Genomic DNA, 25,237 nt, shown 5'->3' on the forward strand with positions numbered 1-25,237 from the left:
GACTCACCGGTGCGCTACATTCCACTGCTGTTCTTATGCCTGTTTCTCCAGGGCTGTACTCAAACACAAAAAGGCCTGACCGAGACGGTAAAACTCGCGCTTCTGGGCCCTGATGATGTCCAGGTAAGTGATGAACAGGTACAGAGCCTGCCTTATGCCAGCATGTACCTGCGTCTTAATCAGGGACAGCGCATTTTTGTTGTGCTGGGCTTTGACGAAAATGGCCAGCAAAAATGGGTAACTCGTGACCGTTCGATGTTAGTTACTCAGCATGGCCGCCTGGTTAAAACCGCGGGACTGAGCGACAACCTGTCTGAAGTGACCAATCTTGAGCAGGATCCGCTGGCAGATGCTTTGCATCTGACGGAAGGCGCAAGCTGGACGCGTACGCTCAGCTGGTCTGAAGCCGGTAAGTTCCGTGCGGGAACTGCCGTCTCACGCTTTAATCGTCAACCGGATGAAATACTGACGCTGGCCGGGAATCGCGTAGCCTGTCGCGTCTGGCAGGAAGAAGTCACGCTGCCTGTTAGCGGCAAGTCCTGGACAAACACCTTCTGGATTGATACGACCACCGGGCAGGTTCGCCAGGCGCAGCAATCGCTGGGCGGCGACAAGTTCTTCATAGAAACCACCATTCTGAAGCCTGCGAAATCATGAAAAAAATAACATTACTCCTCGCAGGACTTACGGCCTGCACGGCGCTGAGCGCCCATGCGGACAGCCAGGTCACCGTTTACTCTCCGGGCCAAACGCAAACTGCCGTCATCAGCCATGCGCAGAATCTGTCACAGCTGGTCGCCAGCCCGGCCTTAAATGGCAAAACCTGGTGGCCCGGTACGGTCATCAGCGAAAAGCTGGCGACGGCGGTAGCGGTGCAGGAACAGCAGCAGCTGCTGGCACGGCTGAAAAGCTGGAGCAGTGAGCTGCGTGCCGATAACGATGCTGAGAAAGCGGCCGTGGTCGATAACCTCTGGCAGCAAATTGCCGAGGTGAAAGTCACCGGTCGGCAGCTCGCCAATCTGGATCCGGACTGGGTGCGTATCCGCCCGGAAGAGAATCGTCGGCTGGAAGGTGACTACAGCGTTTATACCCTGCAAAAGCCGGGCACGATCAGAATTGCCGGTGTGGTCAGCGGCAGTGGCAAAACGCCATGGGTAGCGGGACACAGCGTGGTGGATTACCTCGACGCGCACCCAAATCTGAGCGGTGCCGAGCGTAATTTTATCGTGCTGATTTCGCCCGAGGGCAAAGTGCAGGAGGTGCCGGTTGCTTACTGGAACCGCCGTCACGTTGAGCCTGAGGCAGGCAGCACGATTTACGTCGGCTTCTCTTCATGGTCGCTGCCAGATCAACCCGATCTTAACCAGCAGATTGTTTCTGTCTTGACGCACCGGATCCCTGACTGATGAAAAAAACCTATCTTCTCAGCCTGCTGGCGATATCTGTTGCCTGCGCCTGTCAGGCTCAGGCTGCCACCTATCCCGATCCTGTGGGGCCTTCACAGTCCGATTTCGGCGGCGTGGGTCTGCTACAGGTGCCGACGGCGCGAATGGCAAAAGATGGCGAATTCAGCCTGAACTATCGCTATAACGATCAATATCGTTTCTATTCTTCTTCAGTGCAGCTGTTTCCCTGGCTGGAAGCCACCATCCGCTATACCGATGTGAAAACCCGTCGCTACAGCGCCGTGGACAGCTTCAGCGGTACCCAGAGCTATAAAGATAAGGCCTTCGATCTGAAAGCGCGTCTGTGGCAGGAAGGCTACTGGCTGCCGGAAGTTTCCGTTGGGGCAAAAGACCTCGGCGGTACGGGCTTGTTCGACAGTGAATATCTGGTGGCCACCAAAGCGTGGGGACCGTTTGATTTCACCATGGGACTGGGCTTTGGTTATCTCGGCAACAGCGGTACGGTGAAAAACCCGTTCTGTCAGGCCGACAGCAGCTATTGCTACCGCTCTAATACTAACGGCACCGCAGGCTCAGTCAGCGACAAAGACCTCTTTAAGGGGCCCGCCGCTATTTTTGGCGGTATCGAATATCAGACGCCGTGGCAGCCACTGCGTTTGAAAGTGGAATATGAAGGCAACGATTATCAGGATGATTTCGCCGGTCGCCTGGAGCAGAAAAGCAAGGTCAACGTAGGGGCGATCTACCGCATTACCGATTGGGCAGACGTTAACGTCAGCTATGAGCGCGGTAATACGCTGATGGCAGGCTTCACGCTGCGTACCAACTTTAACGATTTGCACACCGCCTCCATCGACTCGCCGAAGCCCGCTTATAAGCCTCAGCCTCAGGGCGAGTTTCTGGAGCCGACCGTTGTTGCTAATCAGCTGACCGACCTGAAATATAATGCGGGTCTGAATGGCCCGGACGTGCAGGTAAACGGCGATACGATGTATGTGACCGGTCAGCAGTCGAAATACCGTAATACTCAGGAAGGCGTCGATCGCGCTAACGTGATCCTGATGAACAACCTGCCGGCAAATGTCACTAAACTCAGCGTGACTGAAACCCGTAGCCACATGCCTCAGGTGACGACCGAAACTGACGTCGACAGCCTTCGCCAGCAGCTGGAAGGGTATCCGCTGGGCAAAGAAAAAATGCTCGATCAGAAGCGCGTAGAACCTGTCGATCCAGGCCATACCGAGCAGGGTTACTACATTGATGCAGACCGCTTCAGCTATAGCCTGTCGCCGGTGCTTAACCAGTCCGTCGGCGGCCCGGAAAGCTTCTATCTGTACCAGCTGGGGGTGATGGGCAGCGCCAGCTACTGGCTGACCGATCACTTACTGATCGACGGCAGCGTATTTGGCAACCTGACCAACAACTACGATAAGTTTACTTATAACGGCGCACCTGCGGACTCTTCGCTGCCGCGTGTTCGTACCCATATTCGTGACTACGTAGAAAACAACGTTTACGTGAATAACCTGCAAGCCAACTATATGCATGCGCTTGGCAACGGCTTCTATGGGCAGGTATACGGCGGTTATCTGGAAACCATGTACGGCGGCGTTGGGGGCGAAGTGCTTTATCGTCCGCTTGACTCTGACTGGGCGTTCGGTGTTGATGCCAACTACGTGAAGCAGCGTGACTGGGACAATATGATGCAGTTCACCGACTACAATGCGAAAGTCGGTAATCTGACAGCCTACTGGCGTCCTTCCTTCTTCAACCACCAGGTGCTGGTGAAGGCGAGCGTTGGGCAGTATCTGGCAGAAGATAAAGGCGCAACCGTCGATATTTCACGTCAGTTCGACAGCGGCGTGATTGTGGGGGCTTACGCGACCAAAACCAACGTTTCGGCAGAAGAATATGGCGAGGGTGACTTCACCAAAGGCTTCTATATTTCGATTCCAATGGATCTGTTTACCGCGACGCCAACGCGTGGTCGTGCACAGGTTAACTGGACGCCGCTAACGCGTGACGGTGGCCAGATGCTGGGTCGTAAATACCAGCTGTATGATATGACGACCGATCGGGATAAAGATTTCCGCTAGTTTGTCAGCCGTTTGAGGGGCGAAGCGATTCGCCCTGAGATTGTTAACATAGCGCTGACGCGAAACCTGTTCCACAAAGATGTAAAGAGCGGCGTCCGGGCTGGGCCGTCCCTGGCCCGGGACGCTGTGTCTCAGAATCATGTTCCTCGCCCTTTGAGTGTGTCAGCCGTCTTGCGCCCATTCTTCGTCTTTCCTCGCGCCATACGGCAGAACTTGTGAACTTGCTCACACTAAAGCATATTGTGCCTGTCAGAAGGCTTGTTCTGGCATGTCAACGTGACTTCAGAGGATGTTTGCATGATTACCGCCACGCGTATTGCCTGGGTATTACAAATGGTCCTGAATGTAGGACTGATTTTTCTGGCCTGCATTTTGGCTATTTTTTTAGGAAAGGAAACCTTTCATCTCGCCAATGTCCTGTTGAATACGGGTGAGCAAACCTCTTCCTATCTGCTGATTGAAGGGATCGTAATTTACTTTCTCTATTTCGAGTTTATTGCGCTGATCGTGAAATATTTCCAGTCCGGCTACCATTTTCCGCTGCGCTACTTTGTGTATATCGGCATCACGGCGATTATCCGCCTGATTATCGTCGACCATAAAAACCCGTTCGATACGCTGGCTTATTCCATTGCCATCCTGATTCTGGTCGTCACGCTGTGGCTGGCGAACAGCAACCGCTTGAAAAGAGAGTAGCCGTTGTGCCGTTCTGAGAGGCCTTTCAAACTAATTCAGACCGGCATTCTGTGTTCTCTCTTCAGCTCTGCGTTACACTAGGGCACCCTAATTTTGCCCGGAGAAGCGCAATGGCCGAGCACGCGCTAACACAACTGCGCGCCATCGAATGGCTACCTGTCTCCTCACCTGAATTGCCCGCTTCCGTGCTGGACTGGCTTCTTGAGGAGGATTCAATGACCCGCCGTTTTGAGCGTCACTGTCAAAAAGTGACGGTTGAAATCGTGCGGGAAGGCTTTATCAGTGCAGAGGAAGCGGCACCCGAAGCGCTTTTACTGCCACCGGCGTCGCGCTACTGGTTGCGAGAGATCCTGCTGTGCGGCGATGGTGAACCCTGGCTGGCTGCGCGAACGGTTCTGCCTGAATCTACGTTGCAGGGGCCGGAACAGATGCTACAACAGTTGGGCACCCGCCCCCTGGGCCGCTACCTGTTTACCTCGTCAAGCCTGAGCCGCGACTTTATTGAGCCGGGACGAATTGATGGTCTGTGGGGACGTCGCTCACTGCTGCGTCTCTCCGGCAAACCGCTGTTACTGACTGAACTGTTTTTACCGCCAGCACCGATTTATCGGGCATCGCAGGCCGAAAGGAACCCGTAGTATGGAGAAGTCTTTACCCGTGAATAAATTCCAGGCCTACAGCCGTCTGATGCGTATTGATAAGCCGATTGGATCGCTGCTGCTGCTATGGCCGACCTTATGGGCGCTGTGGCTGGCTGACCTGAAAATCCCGCCGCTGAACGTGCTGCTGGTGTTTGTGCTGGGCGTATTTTTTATGCGTGCCGCAGGCTGTGTGGTGAATGATTTTGCCGACCGTAAAATCGATGGACACGTGAAGCGGACGCAGCAGCGCCCAATGCCAAGCGGTGCCGTCAGTTCGAAAGAGGCAAAACTGCTGTTTGCCGGACTGGTGCTGGTCTCATTCTGTCTGGTGCTGACCATGAATACCATGACCATTCTGCTGTCGTTTGGCGGGCTGGCGCTGGCCTGGGTTTATCCTTTTATGAAGCGTTATACCCATCTGCCTCAGGTGGTGCTCGGCGCGGCATTTGGTTGGGCGATTCCAATGGGCTGGGCTGCGGTAAGCGAATCGGTGCCGCTTGCATGCTGGCTGCTGTTCCTGGCCAATATCTGTTGGACCGTCGCGTACGACACGCAATATGCGATGGTGGATCGGGACGACGACTTGAAAATTGGCGTTAAATCAACGGCTATTCTGTTTGGACGTTTCGATAAGCTGATTATCGGACTGTTGCAATTTGCCACGCTGGTGCTGATGGCGCTGATTGGCTGGATGATGCAGTTGGGCGGGCCTTTTTACTGGACATTACTGCTGGCCGGCGCGCTGTTCCTCCATCAGCAGAGGCTGATTGCCGCACGAGAACGTGAAGCCTGCTTCCAGGCTTTTCTGAATAACAACTACGTGGGTCTGGTACTGTTTATCGGTATTGCACTGAGCAGCGCACCGCTCGCCAACTGGCTTTAAATTTCAGGCAATAAAAAAGGGCCGTCTAAGGCCCTGAAGGTGCTGGCATAGTGCTGGCACAAAAACACGAGCCTTTCACAAAGACGCAAAAAGCGGCATCCGTGGCAGCTCATCCTGAGCCGTCCATGGCCCAGCGCGCTTTGTTCCAGGCTCGCGTTTCTCAGCAGTCAAAACGCTCAGCTACTCGTGCACGAGCGCGCTTTCAATCGTCATTCTCACTTCCTGCGAAATCAGATCGGCCAGCATCTGGTAAACCTTATGCGTTTGCTCGTACAACGCATCGCCAGTATCACTGATATAGCCTTCATCGCGCAGCGTCAGCACTAACGTCGAGAACACTGCTTTATCGAAGAACTCTGGCGCGTTGATGCCGTGCAGCACTGACAGACGCTGAGCCATTGTCCGGCTCTCTTTCTCCAGCGTACCGCGGTTTATCGACGGGTTTGCGCTGAGGATTGAGAAGGTGATGGCATAGCGCTGTAGCGTTTCACGCACGCCAGCTGCCAGCAGCTGAAGCGTGTGGAAATGTGCCGGGCTGAGACGCAGCGTCTGCGTTTGCTCGTCGGCAGTCAGCAAGCCCTGACGGGCCATCTCGCTAACCAACGCATCCAGTACGCCTGGCAGATCTTCTTTGTTCCAGTGCAGGAACAGCTCGCTTTTCAGCATTGGGTAAATAACGCTGACCTGGCGCAATAGCTCTGCACGGCTCAGTTCGCGATGCTGCATCAGCATCACTGCAATGATCGACGGCATCACCAGCATATGGTGAATGTTATTGCGGTAATAGGTCATCAGCACCGCCTGCTCGCGTGGCAGAACGATGATTTCACCAATGTTGTCCTGCTCAATCTCAAACTTATTCATGCTCAGGGCATGGTCCAGCAACGCTTCTGGCGTCATGTCCGGCACGGTTGAGTCTGGCGAGTAAGGCACGTTACGCAGTAGCTGTACGTAGCAGTCCAGCTGTTCCGTCAGCTGCTCGCGGGTCAGTGAACGCTGCCGTGAAGCCAGCAGGGCGGTAACGCACAGGTTCATGGCGTTTGCCGCACCAGCGTTGTTAATTCGCACCATCACGCTTTGAGCAATGTCATTCACCGCTGGCGTCAGCCAGGCCGGACGTTGTGCCTCGATAGGATCGATAGAGTCGCGCCACTCGGGCACATGGGTGTTGAGGTAATTGACCAGCGGCAGCGGTTCACCGAAGTTCACATAGCCCTGACCGAGGTTGCGCAGCTTACGCAGGCCGCGCAGCATCTGCATAAAGCCTTCTTTCTCTTTAGTCGCACCGCGCAGCTCTTTCGCGTAGGTTCCCACTTCCATCACGTGCTCATAGCCGATGTAGATAGGCACCAGCGTGATAGGACGATTACCGCCGCGCAACATCGCCTGAATCGTCATCGACAGCGTGCCGGTTTTCGGATCCAGCAGGCGACCGGTACGGGAACGCCCGCCTTCAACAAAGTACTCGACCGAATAGCCACGGGTGAACAGCTCGCCCAGATATTCGCGGAAGACGGTGGAATAGAGCTTGTTGCCTTTAAAGGTACGACGGATAAAGAAGGCGCCCAGACGGCGGAAGATCGGACCGGCAGGCCAGAAATTAAGATTGATGCCGGCAGCGATGTGCGGCGGCACCAAACCCTGGTGATAAAGCACGTACGAAAGCAGCAAATAGTCCATGTGGCTGCGATGGCAGGGAACATAGACGATTTCGTGGCCGTCCTGTGCCAGCTGACGCACGCGTTCACCGCCATTAACGTTAATGCCCTGATAGAGCTTGCTCCACGTCCAGCCCATGATGCGGTCCGTAAGACGGATCGCCTCATAAGAGAAGTCGGCGGCGATCTCTTCCATCAGCTCAACGGCATTCTGCTGGGCTTTTTCGTGGGAAATTTTCTTGCTGCGCGCTTCATCTTCCACCGCTTTGGCAATGGCTTTGGACTGGAGCAGCTTGCTGAACAGATCCTGACGTACCGGCAGGCGCGGGCCAACCGCAGCCAGTCGCTGACGAGCGAAGTGCATACGGGCTACGCGAGCCAGCTTCTGCGCGATAGATTTGTCAGTGCCATGTTCCGTCGCCATACGGCGTAGAGAGACCATGGGTGAGAAACGCACAAAGCTGTCGCGTCCCAGCCACAGGACGGCAAAGAACTTTTGGATGCCGTTCAACACGCGCAGATGCGGTTGCTCATCCCCTTGTACTTCGCGGCCTGGCGCACGGCCAAACATGACGGAAACGGGCACCATCTGCACATCGAGCAGCGGGTTGCTGCGGTGCAGATCCAGGTACTCATGGAACAGCTTGACCGATTCCAGATTTGGCACAAAGTAAGGGAACACGCGTGGGCCATCATGGATAAACACATGACGTGGCAACACCGTACCGTCGATTTCTAACGGATCCAGCGGATCGGGCAGATCCTCTTTGCGGCATTGCTCACGCAGCGCCAGCAGATCGGCCTTTGAATCGTACGGCAGCACGTACATAATAGGACGCGACGTATCGAGTCCCAGTTCAGCGACCGGCTCGGCGGGGATCGCCTTACTCTTTACCAGAAATTTAACGGGTAAATTCAATAGGTTATAATATAAGTTACGCCAACCTGACATAGACAACATGAAGCCTCTTGTTAGCAAAGCGCCGCAAGCATACCAGAAAGCGCCAGTGAGATCTGTGGTGTTGCAAAATGTGCTGCACCCACACATTGACGCTAAACTTTACAAAGGGTTCCCTGATTATGGCAAATAACGTCACTGGTTTGACTCGCATCATTAAAGCTGCGGGCTACTCATGGAAAGGTCTGCGCGCGGCCTGGCAGCACGAAGCCGCTTTCAGGCAGGAATCGTTAGCGGCGCTTGCCGCCATTCTGATTGCCTGCTGGCTGGACGTAGACGCGATAACCCGTGTACTGCTGGTGGGGTCCGTCATTATGGTCATCATCGTCGAACTTCTTAACAGCGCCATTGAAGCAGTAGTCGACCGCATCAGCAGCGATATTCATCCGCTTGCCGGCCGCGCAAAAGACATGGGCTCCGCTGCGGTGTTACTGGCTACTCTACTGGCTCTTTTTGTTTGGGTAATGCTGTTGATTCCTCATTTGCGGCATGTTTTCCAAAATTAACGTAACAGTCGTTTTTTACTCAACTTTATAGTTTTCAACCGGCAAATACCTGTATATACTCACAGTCGACTGTATAAACAACCAGGGGGCGGGATGAAAGCACTAACGGCAAGGCAGCAGCAGGTTTACGACCTGATTCGCGACCATATTAACCAGACCGGTATGCCACCGACACGGGCAGAGATCGCCACGCAGCTCGGTTTCCGTTCCCCGAATGCGGCTGAAGAACATCTGAAAGCGCTGGCGCGTAAAGGCGTCATCGAAATTGTTTCTGGCGCATCACGCGGTATCCGCCTGATGATGGAAGAAGAAGGCGGTTTGCCGCTGGTTGGACGCGTTGCGGCGGGCGAACCGCTGCTGGCTGAACAACATATTGAAGGGCATTATCAGGTCGATCCCGATTTGTTTAAGCCTGGCGCTGATTTCCTGCTGCGCGTTAGCGGCATGTCGATGAAAGATATTGGTATTATGGATGGTGATTTACTGGCCGTGCATAAAACGCAGGACGTGCGTAACGGTCAGGTCGTGGTTGCGCGCATTGACGATGAAGTCACCGTCAAGCGGCTGAAAAAGCAGGGTAATATTGTTCAACTGCTGCCTGAAAACAGTGAATTTCAGCCAATTGTTGTCGATCTGCGTCAGCAGACTTTCTCAATTGAAGGGCTGGCCGTCGGCGTTATCCGCAACGGCAACTGGCTTTAAGCTTCCCTGTTTTGTACGCGCCGTTGCTCCCGCGGCGCGTCTCCTCTGGCCGTAATGTCCCGTTCGGCTGTGGACCGCTAATGTAATCCTGTCGCGCAGTGGATGATGATGCGATTAATAACCTCCTCAGACAAACACCTCTGGCGGCTGGCGCTGCCGATGATCCTTTCCAATATTACCGTGCCGCTGCTGGGCCTGGTTGATACTGCCGTTATTGGCCATCTGGACAGTCCCGTTTACCTGGGCGGCGTCGCAGTAGGAACAACGACCACCAGCTTTCTGTTTATGCTGCTGCTGTTTTTACGGATGAGCACCACCGGTCTGACCGCTCAGGCATTTGGCGCTAATGACAAACCCGCATTAGCTCGGGCGCTGATGCAGCCTTTGCTGATCGCGCTGTTTGCCGGGCTGGCTTTTATCCTCTTTAAAACTCCCCTTACTCATCTTGCTCTGTCGCTGGTTGGCGGGAACAGTGACGTTTTGCATCAGGCGGCACTGTTCATGCATATTCGCTGGCTGAGCGCGCCGGCAATGCTGGCTAACCTTGTGCTGCTCGGCTGGCTGTTAGGCGTTCAGTATGCGCGTGCGCCTGTTGTTCTGCTGGTGGTGGGTAACCTGGTGAATGTTCTGCTCGACCTGTGGTTTGTCATCGGATTGAAGTGGGGCGTTGAGGGCGCAGCAGCCGCAACCGCGATTGCCGAATACGTCACGTTGATGGTCGGGCTGGTTATGGTATGGCACGTTCTGAAAATGCGCGGCGTCTCTTTTCCCCTGCTAAAAACGGCCTGGCGAGGCAATGTTGGTCGTTTGCTGCGGCTTAATCGTGACATTATGCTGCGCTCATTGCTCCTGCAACTCTGCTTTGTCTCGCTGACCTTCTTTGGCGCGAGGCTGGGTAGCGATACAGTAGCCGTTAACGCTGTTTTACTGATGTTTCTGACCTTCACTGCCTATGCGCTCGATGGTTTTGCCTATGCGGTTGAAGCTTGCTCTGGCGAAGCCTGGGGCGCACGGGATGCTCAAAAGCTTCTGGTCGTCTGGCAGGCAGCCTGTCGTCAGGCTGGCCTGGTCGCGCTGATGTTTTCGGTTATCTATGCGCTGGCAGGTACGCATATTGTTGCGCTACTTACCTCACTTCCTGAACTGCAACAGCAAGCCGATCGCTATCTGTTCTGGCAAATTCTGTTGCCGATCTGCGGCGTATGGTGCTATCTGCTGGATGGCATGTTTATTGGCGCTACGCGAGCCAGTGAAATGCGCAACGGCATGGTGATAGCCGCATTGGGTTATGGCGCAACGCTGTTGTTGGTGCCTTCGCTGGGTAATCATGCTTTATGGCTGGCCGTCACCGTTTTTCTGACTTTACGCGGGCTTTCCTTATGGGCAATTTGGCGCTACCACTGGCGACATAACAGCTGGTTTACGCCCTGACAGAATTTGTAACTTCTTGCCTGCCGCTTCGCTAGTCACTGATATACCAAATATTTTCTGTTTTCTGCGCCGCTGTTGCAAAATTTTTTAACCTAAAAATAGCGTTCAGCTAGGCAAAGTCGCCATCTTCTACTACAATTATCTGTACGTTAAGCACTTAAGCAGCGTTTTATGTTGCTGCAAGTCGTTTTGCTGAAACGAAAGCCAAGAACTGTTAAAACCTAAGGTAAGGAGCAAAAAATGAATAAAGACGAAGCCGGCGGTAACTGGAAGCAGTTAAAAGGTAAAGTGAAAGAAAAATGGGGCAAGCTGACCGACGATGATATGACTGTCGTAGAAGGTAAACGCGATCAGCTTGTGGGCAAAATCCAGGAACGCTACGGTTATGCTAAAGACCAGGCGGAAAAAGAAGTCAGCGACTGGGAAAGCACCAACGACCATCGTTTCTGACCGCCTTCAATAGCCTACAGGCAAGTGCCAGGCAGTGCTCCCCGTACTGTCCTGACAGCTTTCAGCAGGTAACTCAGGGTTCGGGACGGTGCTCCTACCACTGTTCTGAACCTGTACAGCGCTGAAAGCACTTAAGCGTAGCAGGAAGAAGTTCCTGGCAAGGCACAAGGACGGTGCCACTTAATCCTTTCTGATATATCCCCTAATCAACGCCCGCGTTTTTTTGCTGTTACGGTATGATCGTGCTGGCAGGCATCATGGTGTTGACAGGCTTCAACTTCCACACATTTTTTGCATAATCCATGCGCTTCAATCACGCTATTGGCCAGCGCAAAGCCCGTGCTCAGGGCCAGTGATTTTAAAATATTTTCGACGCCTTCTGCATGTTGTTCAGCTACCGCGCCGCAGCGATCGCAGATAAGCATTGCCGAAGTATGGGAGGGCTGTTCGAAATGATGGCAGACGACATAGCTATTGGTTGATTCAACCCGATGCACAAACCCCTGTTCCAGCAGGAAATCCAGCGCGCGATAGACCGTTGGCGGTTTTGCCTGCGGCTCGCTGCTTCGCAACAGATCCAACAGGTCATAGGCGCTGATTGCCCCATGGTGTTGGCTCATCAAGCGGAGCACTTCCAGGCGCTGAGGCGTCAACCTGACATTGCGCTGTAGACAGATAGCTTCTGCCTGCGACAAGATTTTTTCAGGACTGCTTACGTTCATAACTTTCCCCCAGGCTGGATCAGAGTGTTATGTTATCACAGAGGCAGCAAAACGCCGAATCTCCCCATCGCCGGGTTCCCTCGCTTTTCGCCGCACAAAAAACGCCCATATCACTCCAGCAATGTCTGGTTGTAATCCTTTTTCATCGTTATCCGGGAACGTTCAGAGCAGCGAACATTTTTCCGTACCAGTAGTTTTTTAAGGATTTGTAAAATTGCGATTGCAGGCTGAAATGTTCCTGTCTACTTTTTATATAAGGGTTTCTGAATGTTCAGCGAATCAACATTCAGCAATATGCTTATCAATTAGGCAGATAGCAGATAAATCATTCCTCAATGAGCAGAAAAACCCCCGCATTGTTACTGAATTCCTGGCAATGACTTGTCGTCTTTATCGTCATGATGCAGACATTCGCACGCTGCACGCTTATATCAAGCGCTGCCTCCTTTTCTGGAAGGGTTTAAGGTAAATGGTCAAAAAAATCAGCAAACTGAACAGGTTCTCCCGGCCTGCGTTTTTCCCCGTTTTGTTTCTGGCTCCCTTAAGTGCCATTGCCGCCGGTAACTATTACGATGCGCGTAACGATGCGATGGGCGGAACGGGCGTCGCTTCTTCAACTTACGGTACGGCAGTTTTGGCTAACCCGGCATTGATGACCAAAGCCCAACCAGAAGATGACGTCAGTATTATTCTGCCTGCTGCGGGCGCACAGCTGTCGGACAAAAAAAAGCTGATAGATAAAGTCGACGATCTTACCGACAGCGTAGATCGTTATCAGGATATTGCCGATCAGGATATTTTTTCGCTGATCGCTGATTATCCACGCGTTCAGGCTGCGGCAGGGGACCTTGCGAGCCAGCTACGTGCTATTAAAGGTGGCAAAGCCTATGCAACAGCGGGTGCTGCCGTGGCCGTTACCGTCCCCAACAGCGTCCTGCCTTTCGCGTTTGTCACTAAGGCTTATGGCACAGCACACGTAACGGCTGATGTCAGCCAGGGCGATATCGATTATTTACAGGGCATTGCTGATGGCAGCACTATCCCTCTGCCAGGCGATCAGGATCGTCTGACCTCCGCTGCATTAGGACGTGGCGCGATTGTTTATGATTACGGCATTGCCGTGGCGCATGAATTTAATATCGCGGGCCATCCGGTTTCCGTTGGCGTGACGCCAAAGCTGCAAAAAACCTACCTGTATAACTACAGCGCTTCGGTTTACAACTACGATAAATCAGATTTCACCAACGGCCGTTACAAGAACACTAACACCGGTTTTAACCTTGATGCCGGTCTGGCGAGTGATTTTGGCGACCACTGGACGCTGGGCTTAAGCGCACAGAACCTGATTTCACGTGATATCGATACCCGCGAAGTGAACGGCTATAAAGATACCTATCAGATTACGCCAGTGGTTACGCCAGGCGTCTCTTACCACACTGAGAAGCTAACGGCGGCGCTGGATGTGGATGCTACGCCAACCAAACGCTTTAAGTCGGTAGGTGACAATCAGTATGCGGGCGTAGGTGCGGAATATCGTCTTCTCAGCTGGCTGCAACTGCGTGCAGGTTATCGCGCCGATCTGAAATCTAACGACACCAACGTTGTGACTGCGGGTTTCGGTATTTCGCCATATAACAAAGTGCATCTGGATCTGGCCGGTATGAAAGGTGATGACAACACCTGGGGCGCGGTTGCCCAGCTGAACTTCACCTTCTGATGACTGGCGGCGGACGTATCACCGATATGTCCGCCGCCCTCTTTGTGCGTAATGATTGCTACGGTCAGCCGTGTTATCATTGCGCACATTATCGTCATTTTTAGAGTTTGCGCGTTTTATGACCCAACGTTTCCCTGCCCACCGTTTTTCCGTCGCCCCCATGCTGGACTGGACCGATCGCCACTGCCGTTACTTCCATCGTCATTTGACCCGTGAGGCGCTGCTTTATACTGAAATGGTCACGACCGGTGCCATTATTCATGGTAAAGGCGACTATCTTGCCTGGAATCAGGAAGAGCAGCCCGTTGCGCTTCAGCTCGGCGGCTTCGATCCCTCCGCGCTGGCGCAGTGTGCCGTCCTCGCTGAACAACGTGGCTACAACGAAATAAATCTGAATGTGGGTTGTCCGTCCGATCGCGTTCAGAATGGCCGTTTTGGTGCCTGCCTGATGGGCGAAGCGGGGCTGGTAGCGGATGGCATCAAGGCCATGCGCGATCGCGTGTCGATTCCGGTTACGGTGAAAACCCGTATTGGTATTGATGAGCAGGACAGCTACGAGTTTCTCTGTGACTTCATTCGCCAAGTCTCAGAGCAGGGCGGCTGCGAGATGTTTATCATCCATGCGCGTAAAGCCTGGCTTTCTGGCCTCAGTCCGAAAGAGAACCGTGAAATTCCTCCGCTGGACTATGAGCGTGTCTACCAGCTCAAGCGTGATTTCCCGCATCTGACGATGGCAATCAATGGCGGCGTGAAATCGTTGGCAGAAGCAAAGGTGCATCTGGAGCACGTTGACGGAGTAATGGTAGGACGCGAAGCTTATCAAAACCCGGGCATGCTGGCCCAGGTTGACCGTGAACTGTTTGGGAGCGAGCTGCCCGCGGTAGATCCGGTGGCGGTTGTCCGCTCAATGTATCCTTATATTGAGCGCGAACTGGCCCAGGGCACTTACCTTGGCCATATTACCCGCCATATGCTTGGCCTGTTCCAGGGCATTCCCGGCGCGCGTCAGTGGCGTCGTCATTTAAGCGAAAATGCCCACAAGCCTGGCGCGAATATCGAAACCGTCGAGCAGGCACTGGCGCTGGTTGCGGATAAGATCCCGGCAGCGGTGTAACGCTTGAAAACCGGGCGCGGTAATCAGCGCCCGGAAATCCAACGATCATTTTCACTGCTTCGCGGTGTTATCACTGGTGATTACCGGCGGCAGCCAGCTGCGATAACCAAAGATTCGACGCCCTGACACGATGAGCACCAGCCCGAGGACCAGCGCCGCCACTAAAATAATGGCAATGATTTGCAACGGCATAAAATGGCCGGAAAGCAGCGATACCAGTGCGCCGCTGGCGGGCACTGAACACATATTCATCAACCCAATCAGTCCCATCGTTTTCCCCAGATGTTCTTTCGGAATCGCCTGGCTCCGCATCGTACGCAGATAAACGCTGAACGCGCCGTCAAAAGCCATCAATACCGCATATCCAACCAGATACATGGCATAGTCAATGGACATCGACATCACGGCGCCCGCCAGGATCATGGCGCAAAAAGAGAGTGTCCCCAGTGACGACAGGCCGAAGCGGTTAGCAAATCTTGGCACAAAGAAGAAGGTGACAAGGGTGGTAATTGCCGCGGTGGTCTGCAATACGCCGAAGTAGCGATCCGGCAGAGTAAACTCTTTCAGTATCACGGCTGCACTGACTACCAACGCCGCGCCATACACCAGGTTGACCACCCAGGTCAGGGCGCAAAGATGCAGCAGAATTTTATTCTGTTTTAATACTTTTAAGGCGGTGCGGTTGGATTCAATCAGGGTGCCAAAACCCATCTTTTCGGTGATCTCAAGATCGTGCGTCTCAAGAAACAGATAGTTGATGGCCGACAAGGCAAAAAGCACTGCTGCAACAACCAGAATGCTGTCTATTCCGCCATAAGCGGAAATGGCAACGGCGATGGCAGGGCCAAGTACCATGGTGATCTGATCAACACCCTGCAACATCGAGTGGGCTTTAGGCAAAGCCTCGGCAGAGAGATGACGCGGCAGCAGTGCGTCGGTCGCCACAAAATTGAGCACGTAAGCGACAGAGAGTAAGGCCATCATGGCGGCCAGCACGGGGAAAGTTGCGCCCGGGTGCCACCAGAGCGTTAAAAATGATACGACCATTAATGCCGCACGCAGTGCATCTACGTTAAAGAAAATCAGTCGTGGTTTGATACGGTCAGCCATAAAGCCAGAAAGTGGGAAAAAGATGATGCGCGGCAGCCATTCAATGACAAAAGCCAGTGACGAAAACGTCAGAGAACCGGTGGCCTTTAAAATGGCCAGCGGCACGGCAAACAGTAGAAATTGATCGCAAAGCGCGCCGACAAAACGCGAGAAGACGAAACGTTTTAAACCAAAAGTATCAGCGTTCATAAAAAATCCTTGGCCCTGCTACAGGAGCCAGCGGCAGGCTGGCTCCTGAATAATCAGGCTTTACGCAGTGTAAACAGAGAAGCAGCGTATTCATCCGCAGTGTGCAAATGTTCGCGGAAACCTTCTTTCGGCTTGCGATCGGCCCAGAAAAACTCAACTGAACCTTCGCGAGTTTTCCATGACTCCAGCTTCTTCGAAACGTCCAGCGGTTTAGCCGTAACCTGCATATTGACAATATGCTCTGGCAGAGTAGCGGGGAGCGTAACTTTCTCAATGACGCCGACGGGGGATTTAATAAAGGCCACGGCGCTCAACCCTCTCGAGGTCAGCGTTTCAGGTAGCGGCTTAAGCGCGTTCAGATGGCTGCGCACATGCAGTTCATAAGGATTTATACCATAGCTACGTTCTACCAGATCCATAATGGTATCGCCGCCGGTACGAGCGCCGACCTCAATAATTTTGATTTCGCCCGTCAAGGTGATACGCGCTTCAAAATGTGCCACGCCATGATGAATGCCAAGTGCATGACACGCGCGTTCTGCAATGTCGCGTAGCTGCGCATTGTCGGAATGTACAGAGGGTACGCTATGCCCAATTTCCACAAAATGTGGCTCTTCACCCAGGTATTTGTCAGTCACGGCGATAGCGCGATGATAATCACCCTGATTAATTACCTCGACGCTCACTTCTTGTGTTGCAGCAATATATTCCTCAACCTGGAACAGATCTTCAGGCGCATGAGATTCACCGTTAAGGGAGATGACATCAGCAACGCTGCGGGCAAAACCTGGCTCAATTTCCTCTTCACGGGTGATCTTTAATACACCCAGGCTGCCCGCCATCTCGCGCGGTTTAATCACTACGGGCAGACCGATCTCTTTAATGTGGCTTTTTAGTTCTTCCAGCGTACTGAAGGCGGCAAAGCGTGGCACAGGCAATCCCGCGTCCTGAAGCAGCTGCTTCATGACAAATTTGTCGCGGCAGTTATGAATCGTTTCACGGCTGTTGCCGGACAGGCCATAATGCTCGGTTACCAGGCTGGCGGCGCGCACGGTAAAGTCATTCATTGGGATCGCAGCGGCTGGCGTAGCGCCTGTCTTACGCTCCCAGGCTTTTACTGCTTCCAGTACCGCGTGCTCATCGGCAACATCGCCTGGCAGATAATCATCAAAGAACTTGATGGTTGGCGTAGTACGGTTTTTGGCCATAGTCAGTACGCGCATGCCTCCGGAAGCCCGCAGTGCACCAGCCAGAACGCGTTCACGCAGGGCGAACTCGCCGCCTAAAATTAAGATGTATTTATTTTCCATAGCTTTTCTCACACGTTGTCGCGAGGCCATCAATGCGGCCCGGCAAATTAAAGGTCTTTTCCCAGCGTCCAGCCGCCATCAATCACCAGCGTGGAGCCGGTAACAAAGCGTGTCTGTAACGAGGTGAGATAGAGTGCAGCGCCTGTGATATCTGACGTTTCACCAAGGACAGGTAAAAACTGTCCGCGCTGTATTTTTTCGAGCTGTGTCGCGTCGTGGTAATAAGATTCAGTAAGCGGTGTGCGAATAACGCCCGGCGCAATAGCATTCACCCGAATCAAATGTTTGCCATACTCCAGCGCCAGCTGTTTGGTCAGGCCGATGACCGCATGTTTTGATGCCACGTAGGCCGTGCGATCGGGTTCGCCCATCAGGCCGGAGACTGAGGCCATATTGACGACGTTGCCGGGGCATTGACGTTTGACCAGTTCCTGACAAAAAGCCCGGCCGGCAACGAAACTGGCCGTGACGTTCAGAGCAAAAACGTTTTCCCACTGGGCCAGGGTTAAGTCGGCAATACTGCAAATTTCACGCGTGCCGGCGCAGTTGAGCAGCACATTGTTTGTTTCGGCGTAGTCTGCCGCTTCAAACAGCGCTGCAAGACTGATGGAGTCGGTAATATCCAGCTGATGATGCTGATAAGCCGCTTCACCTTCAAAGACGGAAGGTGAGCGATCGATACCGCTAACCTGATAACCCTCGGCAAGAAATGCGCTCACTAGTGCACGGCCAATACCGCTTGAGGCGCCGGTAATAAAAGCTTTGTGTGTCAGGCTGTGCATGTGGCGTCCTGTTCATTACGCTGGAAAGTGATTAATACGATGTCGCGCTGCGCCACGCCGCTGTCTTCGCGAGTGCCAACGGGCGTGACCGCGTGCAATTTGTCGTGATTAACAACCAGCGTGTCAAAGAGATGCTCAAGGCGCAGCACGCGTTCAATACAGCGTGGGTGGGAGGCGATAAGGCTGTCGCCACCCAGCATGTTGGGTGAAGCATTAACCAGATGAACGAAAACCACGTCTTCGTCGTCTTTATGTAGCCATACCGGCGAACTGTAGGCAGGAGCATCCACAGCAGCTTCATACCGGAACAGATGAATACCCACGGTCAGGCTTTCCAGCGGAGCGAAGCGTTCATAAGCTTCTACCAGACGAAAATCGTCTTCCAGCAAGGCCTGTAATAACCGGTTATTCGTAATATTTTCCGGCAAGAGTGGATAATCACGAACAATACCGCCAGTATCCGGGTTATACGCTTTAGTTTGTTTATAGGGGGTGAATTTCCCGAAAAGCATTTCCCCCTTATCGTTTTTCTGACACTGAGCATAACCTCGCCAACGATTGCCCGGTGAATAGGGATCAAGCGTTAGCTCTTCGAAACCTTTTTTAAATGTCTCCAGCTCATTTACAAAGCTTTCTTTATTATCAAACTGCATATTATCAAGAGACTGATAATGTTTGCCGGGAATAAAGGCGTAGCCTTGCCTGGCAAGATGTTCTGCATATTCCATAATTAATGATTCCATTTTAAACGGGTTTTTAAAAGAAAAAGGCCAGATTAAAATTTTTCAGACTAGGTCCAGTAAACCACTTTTTTATCATTAAGCTTGCCAATAAAACGACCCGCAGTAAGTCGGCTGCCTTCACTGACGCTACTGACCCCGTGTAAATGGCAGGCATTCATAAAGTAGAGATCACCCACATTAAGCTGAACGGCAAGAGATTCCGTATTTTCCAGCAGATGTGGCGGATAAGGATAGCCGGTACGGGTTACACCCAGTCGTGCACGGCACTCGTTATCCGGGATCAGATTCCATATCTTCAGCTGGCCACCGCCTTTAGCGGCCTCGAGGCAAACGTTATAAGCTGTGACTGTCTGGGTATGTGCAATCTCAAAATCATCTTCACGCGCAAAATCTACCTGCGCCATATCTTCATGCGGCATTAAAGACATGACGCCATTGTCCAGCCAGCGGCGGAAAGTGGCGAAACAGGCATAGCCATTTTTAAAGCGAGCCGGGCCAAAATGGATGCCTCGTTCCAGGAACCCTGCTTCCAGAGTACTGTTAAGAAATAAAGACTCTGTGCTGTCGCTATCGGCTACCGCCATCAAATCAGCGACGCTTTGATTTACGCGATTAACTTCACGAATATACTGTTCGCCATTACGTGAGAATTGGGTGGCACCCACCTGGTTCGTCAGGACAAAACCATCGTCCGGACGATTTCCACCATCTTGCGTTACAACGTGATTGAAATTATCAGCGACAGCTTTGCAAACGTGACTCTGTGCATAATTTCGGATAACGTACAGAACATTTCCATGATGGTGACCGTTAAGGATAATATTCTTCACGATTGAGAAATTAATATTTCCATCTGTTGATTCTATGTATCCAAAATTATTTTTGGATGAGCCTGTTACTGCTTCCTGTTTCGGCTTTACTGCTACGAGTTCAGTCATAATATTCTTTTTAATGTGGTTTAAATGAGGTTGTTTTGGTTACTAGATAAATAATGGCGACCAGAGCATTCCACCTTCTGCCCAGGTTTTATTATCCCGACGCGATTGTTTTAACGGCGAGTCTTTACCCAGATTCCGCTCGAATATTTCACCATAGTTTCCAACATGAAAAATAATATCGCGGATAAAAGCGGGTTGCAGACCCAAACGGTGGCAGAAAGCAGGATCCGGATAGAGGAATGTCTGCAAATAGCCCGTCGGGTTATCGCTCTTTTCAATAATGTTTTGACTGTTAAGGCCCAAATTTTCCGCTTCGATCAGGGCACGCATTATCCAGCGGACGGCAGCGTGCCACTGCGGATCCTGCGCATTGACGGCAGGAGCCATAACTTCAAGCGAAATGCGATCTTCTAATATCAGATGCTGATCTGCGTCGGTCAGTTGTGCCTGTTCGCCAGCCAGTAAGTAACCATCCAGACAATAAATATCGCATTCGCCCTGTTGATAAGCCTGGCGCGCCTGATGTGGTGCATCGAAAAGAATGATTTCACAGGGCAGGTTCAGCATGCCGAAATAGCGTGTCAGATTTTCTTCGGTCGTTGAGCCACGCATTGCAGCAATGCGACGGCGGCGGGTAAACTGCGCTTTTGGCGCGTCCTGCGTCAGATTACTGTACGGGGTCATCAGTACTTCGCCGTCAAACAGCATGGGATGAACAAAGCTGACGCCGTATTCCGCTTCTCGCTGAAAAGTTACGCTGGCGTTGAATGTGCCCAGATCGATAACACCATCGCGTAATGCCTGAAAACGGTCTGCTGACTGCAACGGTACAAAATGAATCTTGCCGCCATCGCCCAGCACTGAAATGGCGACTGCGCGTGCCAGGTCAATATCAAATCCTTGCCAACTGTTACGGGCTGCATCTCGCTGCGACAGTCCTTTAAAGCCTAAACTGACGCCGACGTTTAAAACGTCATGCTGCTCAATGCGTTTGATTACAGAATGCTCAATCATGGATAACCTACCAAGAAATATAAATAATAATGAGGTTTTAGCTCAGTAATTCCCTGTTGAACATCATACTTTTCAGTGCTAATTTGACTAGATAGTTGAGAAGCAAAAGAGCTATGCGTGAAGAACATAAATGAATTAACAGAAGTGTTGCCTGGCTTAATGCTTTTTGTGCAAGTTGTTGAGAAAGGGAGCTTTTCATCTGCTGGTCGCGCGCTTTCTATGACCCCTTCTTCTGCGAGCAGAATGATTGATCGATTAGAAAAACGCCTTAATCTTGTGTTGTTTACCCGCACTACCCGGTCAATATCGGTAACCGAAGCCGGACAGGAAATATATCAACAGGCATTAACTGTCATCGCCGCGACTAATTCTCTTTTCTCTCAGGCGGATAGCTTTAGTGACCGTCCCAAAGGGTTATTGCGTATCACCGCGCCAACTACGTTGGGGAAAATCTTGCTTACGCCGTTCCTGCCGGGTTTTTTGCGTCACTATCCAGAAATCAATATCGAATTAAGCCTCACCGATCGGATGCTGAATCTGATGCATGACCCTTACGATCTGGCTTTACGCGTCACGGACACGCCGCCGGTAAATATGGTGGCACGTGCATTAATGCCGATTGATTACATACTGGTCTGTGCACAGCAATATGATTTGTCGTTACCGGAGACGCCCGCCGATCTGATCCAACACAATATTTTCTTTCCCAATGACCCTCAGTTTCGCGGCGAGTGGCGCTTTTGGTTGCAGGATAAAGTGGAAAGCGTATTGCTTACCCCGCGGCTGACAATCAATAACAGCGATGCGATGATTGATGCGATATTGCAGGGCGTAGGCATTGCGCTGATCCCTACTTTTATTGCCAATGGTTACTTGCAAAAAGGGCTGCTGAAACGAGTTTTACCCGCCTGGCGCATTGAAAATCCGCTGCCGATGACGACGTATGCCATTACGTTACCTAATCGTTTGCTGCCGCTGAAGACACGGGTATTTATTGATGATTTTATGGCATGGCTGAAAGCCAACAAGGAAGCATAGCGGGTAGGGCGAAAAGCTTGCCGCTATCTGGTTAATTCCTCACCATTATTTAGTGATTTACGCCAGGTTTTAAAAGCGCTTCCCATTTATAACATTAAAAATCAAATACTTAATTTGCAAAATATTCTGGCACGGATCTTGTAATACTCCATCAGTCCCTGATAACCGGAGCATCCTGATGGAAATCTTATTTGTGCTTGGCTTTTTTGTGATGCTGCTGCTGACCGGCGTTTCGCTGCTGGGCATTCTGGCGGCTCTGTTTGTCGCAACGGTAATAATGATGTTTGCTGGCCTGCTGACGTTTGTTATAAAAATGTTGCCATGGCTGGCCCTGGCGGTGGTGGGCGTATGGATTTATCGCGCATACAAAAAACCGCAGGCTAAAACTCGTCGCGGGTTATACCGTTAATATCAACGAGTTGGCGAGACAGTAAGCGCAGGGAATGCGGAGTAGATCACAACATGGCAGATTGCACAGACAATTTTGCAATTAAACATATTTTTTACTTATGAATTCTGCCAGGATAGCTTTACTGAATCGCAACGTATTCATCGCCACTGACCCTACAAACAGTGCGAACTATAAAAAAGAAAAAGAGGCTTCCTTCGGGAAGCCTCGTTCGTTTCTGCCGATCAGGGAATCAACAGGCTGGAGCCCTGCGTTGCGCGGCTCTCCAGCGTCTTGTGCGCCTGCTGCGCATCTTTCAACGCAAACTTTTGCTGTTCTGGCACTTCAACGTTAATTGCGCCGCTGGCAATTAAAGAAAACAGCTCGTTGCTGGCGTGAGTTAAGGCATCACGCGTAGTGATATAGCCGTTCAGCGAAGGGCGGGTCACGTACAGCGATCCTTTCTGATTCAGAATACCCAGATTAACACCGCTTACCGGGCCAGATGCGTTGCCGAAGCTGACCATCAGGCCGCGGCGCTGCAAACAGTCCAGTGACGCTTCCCATGTATCTTTCCCTACCGAGTCGTAAACCACGCGGACTTTCTTGCCGTGGGTCAGTTCAGACACGCGCTGGGCGATATTTTCTTCGCGATAGTTGATCGTTTCCCACGCGCCTGCTTCTTTCGCTTTAATCGCTTTTTCAGCCGATCCTACGGTGCCAATCAGATGTGCTCCCAGCGCTTTTGCCCACTGACAGGCAATCAGCCCAACGCCGCCAGCGGCGGCCTGGAACAGGAAAATCTCATCCGGTTGTACTACATACGTCTGACGCAGCAGATAATGCACGGTCAGGCCTTTCAGGAAAGACGCGGCGGCTTGTTCGTAAGAAATGGCATCGGGCAGGATAGCCAGTTTATCGACATGAACGATATGAAATTCGCTATAGGCCCCCAGCGCTGACTGAGCATAAACCACGCGGTCGCCAACTTTTACTGCCGTTACGCCTTCACCCACGCTTTTCACAACGCCAGCGGCTTCTGTTCCCAGACCGGAAGGCAAAGAGGCGGGATAAAGACCGCTGCGCATATAGGTATCAATATAGTTAATGCCGATCGCTTTGTTCTCGACCAGCACTTCGCCTGCTGCCGGTGCCTTTACCTCAACATCAACGAACTGCATCACTTCCGGGCCGCCGTGCTGGCTGAATTGTATACGTTTTGCCATGGTCACTCCTGTTGAATCAGCGTCATTGAGGGAGGACGAAAGCGCGCCAAACGGGTATACTTGCGCGTCCCCCACTTAGATCTTCGGTATTGCATCACTATGGCAGGAAATAAACCCACCAACAAATCCAATGAAAACCGTGAGCCGCGCGATCGGCAAATGGAAGGGCTGAAGCTGCCGCCCCATTCTCTGGAAGCGGAACAATCCGTGTTGGGCGGCCTGATGCTGGATAACGAGCGCTGGGATAACGTCTCTGAACGCGTGGTGGCACAGGACTTCTTCAGCCGTCCGCACCGAATGATTTTCGGCGAAATGCAGCGCCTGCTGGAACTGGGCAAGCCCATCGACCTGATCACCCTTTCCGAATCGATGGAAACCAAAGGTGAGCTGAGCATGGTGGGCGGTTTCGCTTATCTTGCCGAGCTGTCCAAAAACACGCCAAGTGCGGCTAACATCGGCGCTTATGCAGACATCGTGCGTGAACGTGCCGTCGTTCGCGAAATGATTGCCGTGGCCAATGAAATTGCCGATGCGGGTTACGATCCGCAGGGGCGCACCAGTGAAGATCTGCTCGATCTGGCCGAATCGCGCGTTTTCCAGATTGCCGAAAACCGTGCCAATAAAGACGAAGGTCCGAAAAGCGTCGATCAAATTCTTGAGGCGACGATCTCAAGGATCGAATCTCTTTATCAGACGCCGCACGATGGCGTTACCGGTGTGGATACTGGCTATCAGGATCTGAACAAGAAAACCGCGGGTCTTCAGCGCTCGGATTTGATTATCGTGGCTGCACGTCCGTCAATGGGTAAAACCACTTTTGCGATGAACCTCTGCGAAAATGCGGCGATGTTGCAGGATAAGCCGGTTTTAATCTTCAGTCTGGAGATGCCCGGCGAACAGATCATGATGCGTATGCTTGCGTCGTTGTCACGCGTGGATCAGACGCGTATTCGTACCGGTCAGCTTGATGATGAGGATTGGGCGCGAATTTCCAGTACGATGGGGATCCTGCTGGAGAAGAAGAACATGTTTATCGATGATTCTTCTGGCCTGACACCCACGGAAGTGCGTTCCCGCGCGCGCCGCGTTTTCCGTGAGCATGGCGGCCTGAGCATGATTATGATCGACTACCTCCAGCTGATGCGCGTCCCGGCACTGTCGGATAACCGTACGCTGGAAATCGCCGAAATCTCCCGCTCGTTAAAAGCGCTGGCAAAAGAACTTCAGGTGCCGGTGGTGGCGCTGTCGCAGCTGAACCGCTCTCTGGAACAGCGTGCGGACAAGCGCCCGGTCAACTCCGATCTGCGTGAGTCTGGCTCAATCGAGCAGGATGCCGATTTGATCATGTTTATCTATCGTGATGAGGTTTATCACGAAAACAGCGACATGAAAGGCATTGCGGAAATCATTCTCGGCAAGCAGCGTAACGGACCTATCGGTACGGTGCGTCTGACCTTTAACGGCCAGTGGTCGCGCTTTGATAACTATGCCGGACCGCAGTACGACGACGAATAACTTT

General features: G+C 52.3%; 24 protein-coding genes. 15 read left to right on the forward strand and 9 right to left on the reverse strand.

Going from position 1 to position 25,237, the window contains the following annotated elements:
• Window positions 1-9 precede the first annotated feature (9 nt).
• From AAGQ96_RS01350 to ubiA, 6 genes are all read left to right on the forward strand, one after another.
• Window positions 10-657 carry a YjbF family lipoprotein gene (locus AAGQ96_RS01350; protein WP_342754649.1) on the forward strand — a complete coding sequence of 216 codons (648 nt, stop codon included), beginning with the start codon at window positions 10-12 and terminating at the stop codon, window positions 655-657.
• Window positions 654-1,406, forward strand: coding sequence for a capsule biosynthesis GfcC D2 domain-containing protein (locus AAGQ96_RS01355; RefSeq protein WP_342754650.1), 753 nt, complete (start codon window positions 654-656; stop codon window positions 1,404-1,406). Before AAGQ96_RS01350 ends, AAGQ96_RS01355 begins: the two co-directional genes overlap by 4 nt.
• Window positions 1,406-3,502, forward strand: coding sequence for a YjbH domain-containing protein (locus tag AAGQ96_RS01360; RefSeq protein ID WP_342754651.1), 2,097 nt, complete (start codon window positions 1,406-1,408; stop codon window positions 3,500-3,502). Before AAGQ96_RS01355 ends, AAGQ96_RS01360 begins: the two co-directional genes overlap by 1 nt.
• A gap of 297 nt (window positions 3,503-3,799) precedes the next feature.
• Complete coding sequence (gene psiE / locus AAGQ96_RS01365) at window positions 3,800-4,198, forward strand: phosphate-starvation-inducible protein PsiE (RefSeq protein WP_147194036.1); 399 nt, start codon at window positions 3,800-3,802, stop codon at window positions 4,196-4,198.
• 110 nt (window positions 4,199-4,308) lie between these two features.
• On the forward strand, window positions 4,309-4,836 hold the full coding sequence (gene ubiC / locus AAGQ96_RS01370) for a chorismate lyase (protein WP_342754652.1): 528 nt from the start codon (window positions 4,309-4,311) through the stop codon (window positions 4,834-4,836).
• Window position 4,837: 1 nt separating this feature from the next.
• Window positions 4,838-5,722, forward strand: coding sequence for a 4-hydroxybenzoate octaprenyltransferase (gene ubiA, locus AAGQ96_RS01375; protein ID WP_342754653.1), 885 nt, complete (start codon window positions 4,838-4,840; stop codon window positions 5,720-5,722).
• A 180-nt stretch (window positions 5,723-5,902) separates the two neighbouring features.
• Here ubiA and plsB read toward each other — a convergent pair whose 3' ends face one another.
• Window positions 5,903-8,332: a glycerol-3-phosphate 1-O-acyltransferase PlsB gene (gene plsB / locus AAGQ96_RS01380; protein ID WP_147200488.1), complete on the reverse strand. Its 2,430-nt coding sequence runs from the start codon at window positions 8,330-8,332 to the stop codon at window positions 5,903-5,905.
• Window positions 8,333-8,460: 128 nt separating this feature from the next.
• On the opposite strand from plsB, the gene AAGQ96_RS01385 reads away from it, so the two are divergent.
• The 4 genes from AAGQ96_RS01385 to AAGQ96_RS01400 all read left to right on the forward strand — a co-directional run bounded on the left by AAGQ96_RS01385 (window position 8,461) and on the right by AAGQ96_RS01400 (window position 11,427).
• Entirely contained in the window at window positions 8,461-8,844 is a 384-nt protein-coding gene (locus tag AAGQ96_RS01385) for a diacylglycerol kinase (protein ID WP_147194042.1), read from the forward strand.
• Between the two features lie 93 nt (window positions 8,845-8,937).
• Window positions 8,938-9,546: a transcriptional repressor LexA gene (gene lexA / locus AAGQ96_RS01390; RefSeq protein ID WP_147194045.1), complete on the forward strand. Its 609-nt coding sequence runs from the start codon at window positions 8,938-8,940 to the stop codon at window positions 9,544-9,546.
• A 108-nt stretch (window positions 9,547-9,654) separates the two neighbouring features.
• The gene (dinF, locus tag AAGQ96_RS01395; protein WP_342755509.1) at window positions 9,655-10,977 is read left to right on the forward strand and encodes an MATE family efflux transporter DinF; all 1,323 of its coding nucleotides are present in this window, start codon (window positions 9,655-9,657) and stop codon (window positions 10,975-10,977) included.
• 240 nt (window positions 10,978-11,217) lie between these two features.
• Entirely contained in the window at window positions 11,218-11,427 is a 210-nt protein-coding gene (locus tag AAGQ96_RS01400; protein WP_147194049.1) for a CsbD family protein, read from the forward strand.
• 206 nt (window positions 11,428-11,633) lie between these two features.
• Here the strand turns inward: AAGQ96_RS01400 and zur are convergent, their stop codons facing one another.
• Entirely contained in the window at window positions 11,634-12,149 is a 516-nt protein-coding gene (gene zur / locus AAGQ96_RS01405; protein WP_147194052.1) for a zinc uptake transcriptional repressor Zur, read from the reverse strand.
• 469 nt (window positions 12,150-12,618) lie between these two features.
• On the opposite strand from zur, the gene AAGQ96_RS01410 reads away from it, so the two are divergent.
• Together AAGQ96_RS01410 and dusA are read left to right on the forward strand one after the other, a co-directional pair.
• Entirely contained in the window at window positions 12,619-13,866 is a 1,248-nt protein-coding gene (locus AAGQ96_RS01410; RefSeq protein WP_342754654.1) for a conjugal transfer protein TraF, read from the forward strand.
• Window positions 13,867-13,984: 118 nt separating this feature from the next.
• Window positions 13,985-14,980, forward strand: coding sequence for a tRNA dihydrouridine(20/20a) synthase DusA (gene dusA, locus AAGQ96_RS01415; protein WP_342754655.1), 996 nt, complete (start codon window positions 13,985-13,987; stop codon window positions 14,978-14,980).
• 51 nt (window positions 14,981-15,031) lie between these two features.
• On the opposite strand, the gene AAGQ96_RS01420 is transcribed toward dusA, so the two are convergent.
• From AAGQ96_RS01420 to AAGQ96_RS01445, 6 genes are all read right to left on the reverse strand, one after another.
• Window positions 15,032-16,279, reverse strand: a complete 1,248-nt coding sequence (locus AAGQ96_RS01420; RefSeq protein ID WP_147194060.1) for an MFS transporter — start codon at window positions 16,277-16,279, stop codon at window positions 15,032-15,034.
• 53 nt (window positions 16,280-16,332) lie between these two features.
• Window positions 16,333-17,589: an ATP-grasp domain-containing protein gene (locus tag AAGQ96_RS01425; protein WP_342754656.1), complete on the reverse strand. Its 1,257-nt coding sequence runs from the start codon at window positions 17,587-17,589 to the stop codon at window positions 16,333-16,335.
• A gap of 47 nt (window positions 17,590-17,636) precedes the next feature.
• Window positions 17,637-18,371, reverse strand: a complete 735-nt coding sequence (locus AAGQ96_RS01430; protein WP_342754657.1) for an SDR family oxidoreductase — start codon at window positions 18,369-18,371, stop codon at window positions 17,637-17,639.
• Window positions 18,359-19,099 (reverse strand): 3(1)-hydroxy-L-isoleucine 4-dioxygenase HilB, encoded by a 741-nt coding sequence (gene hilB / locus AAGQ96_RS01435; protein ID WP_342754659.1) that lies wholly within the window; start codon window positions 19,097-19,099, stop codon window positions 18,359-18,361. Before hilB ends, AAGQ96_RS01430 begins: the two co-directional genes overlap by 13 nt.
• A gap of 62 nt (window positions 19,100-19,161) precedes the next feature.
• Entirely contained in the window at window positions 19,162-20,052 is an 891-nt protein-coding gene (gene hilA / locus AAGQ96_RS01440; RefSeq protein ID WP_342754660.1) for an L-isoleucine 3(1)-dioxygenase, read from the reverse strand.
• Between the two features lie 42 nt (window positions 20,053-20,094).
• Window positions 20,095-21,066 (reverse strand): amino acid ABC transporter substrate-binding protein, encoded by a 972-nt coding sequence (locus AAGQ96_RS01445; RefSeq protein ID WP_147194069.1) that lies wholly within the window; start codon window positions 21,064-21,066, stop codon window positions 20,095-20,097.
• A gap of 159 nt (window positions 21,067-21,225) precedes the next feature.
• Between AAGQ96_RS01445 and AAGQ96_RS01450 the strand changes: the two genes are divergently transcribed.
• Both AAGQ96_RS01450 and pspG read left to right on the forward strand, forming a co-directional pair.
• Window positions 21,226-22,104 (forward strand): LysR family transcriptional regulator, encoded by an 879-nt coding sequence (locus AAGQ96_RS01450; RefSeq protein WP_254446336.1) that lies wholly within the window; start codon window positions 21,226-21,228, stop codon window positions 22,102-22,104.
• A gap of 178 nt (window positions 22,105-22,282) precedes the next feature.
• Entirely contained in the window at window positions 22,283-22,513 is a 231-nt protein-coding gene (pspG, locus tag AAGQ96_RS01455) for an envelope stress response protein PspG (RefSeq protein WP_147194074.1), read from the forward strand.
• 224 nt (window positions 22,514-22,737) lie between these two features.
• Here the strand turns inward: pspG and AAGQ96_RS01460 are convergent, their stop codons facing one another.
• A complete protein-coding gene (locus AAGQ96_RS01460; RefSeq protein WP_147194076.1) occupies window positions 22,738-23,718 on the reverse strand; it encodes a quinone oxidoreductase in 981 nt (326 codons plus the stop codon).
• Between the two features lie 99 nt (window positions 23,719-23,817).
• On the opposite strand from AAGQ96_RS01460, the gene dnaB reads away from it, so the two are divergent.
• Window positions 23,818-25,233 carry a replicative DNA helicase gene (gene dnaB, locus AAGQ96_RS01465; RefSeq protein ID WP_147194078.1) on the forward strand — a complete coding sequence of 472 codons (1,416 nt, stop codon included), beginning with the start codon at window positions 23,818-23,820 and terminating at the stop codon, window positions 25,231-25,233.
• Window positions 25,234-25,237 lie beyond the last annotated feature (4 nt).

This window comes from Pantoea sp. MBD-2R, assembly GCF_039134845.1.
Classification (GTDB): Bacteria; Pseudomonadota; Gammaproteobacteria; order Enterobacterales; family Enterobacteriaceae; genus Erwinia.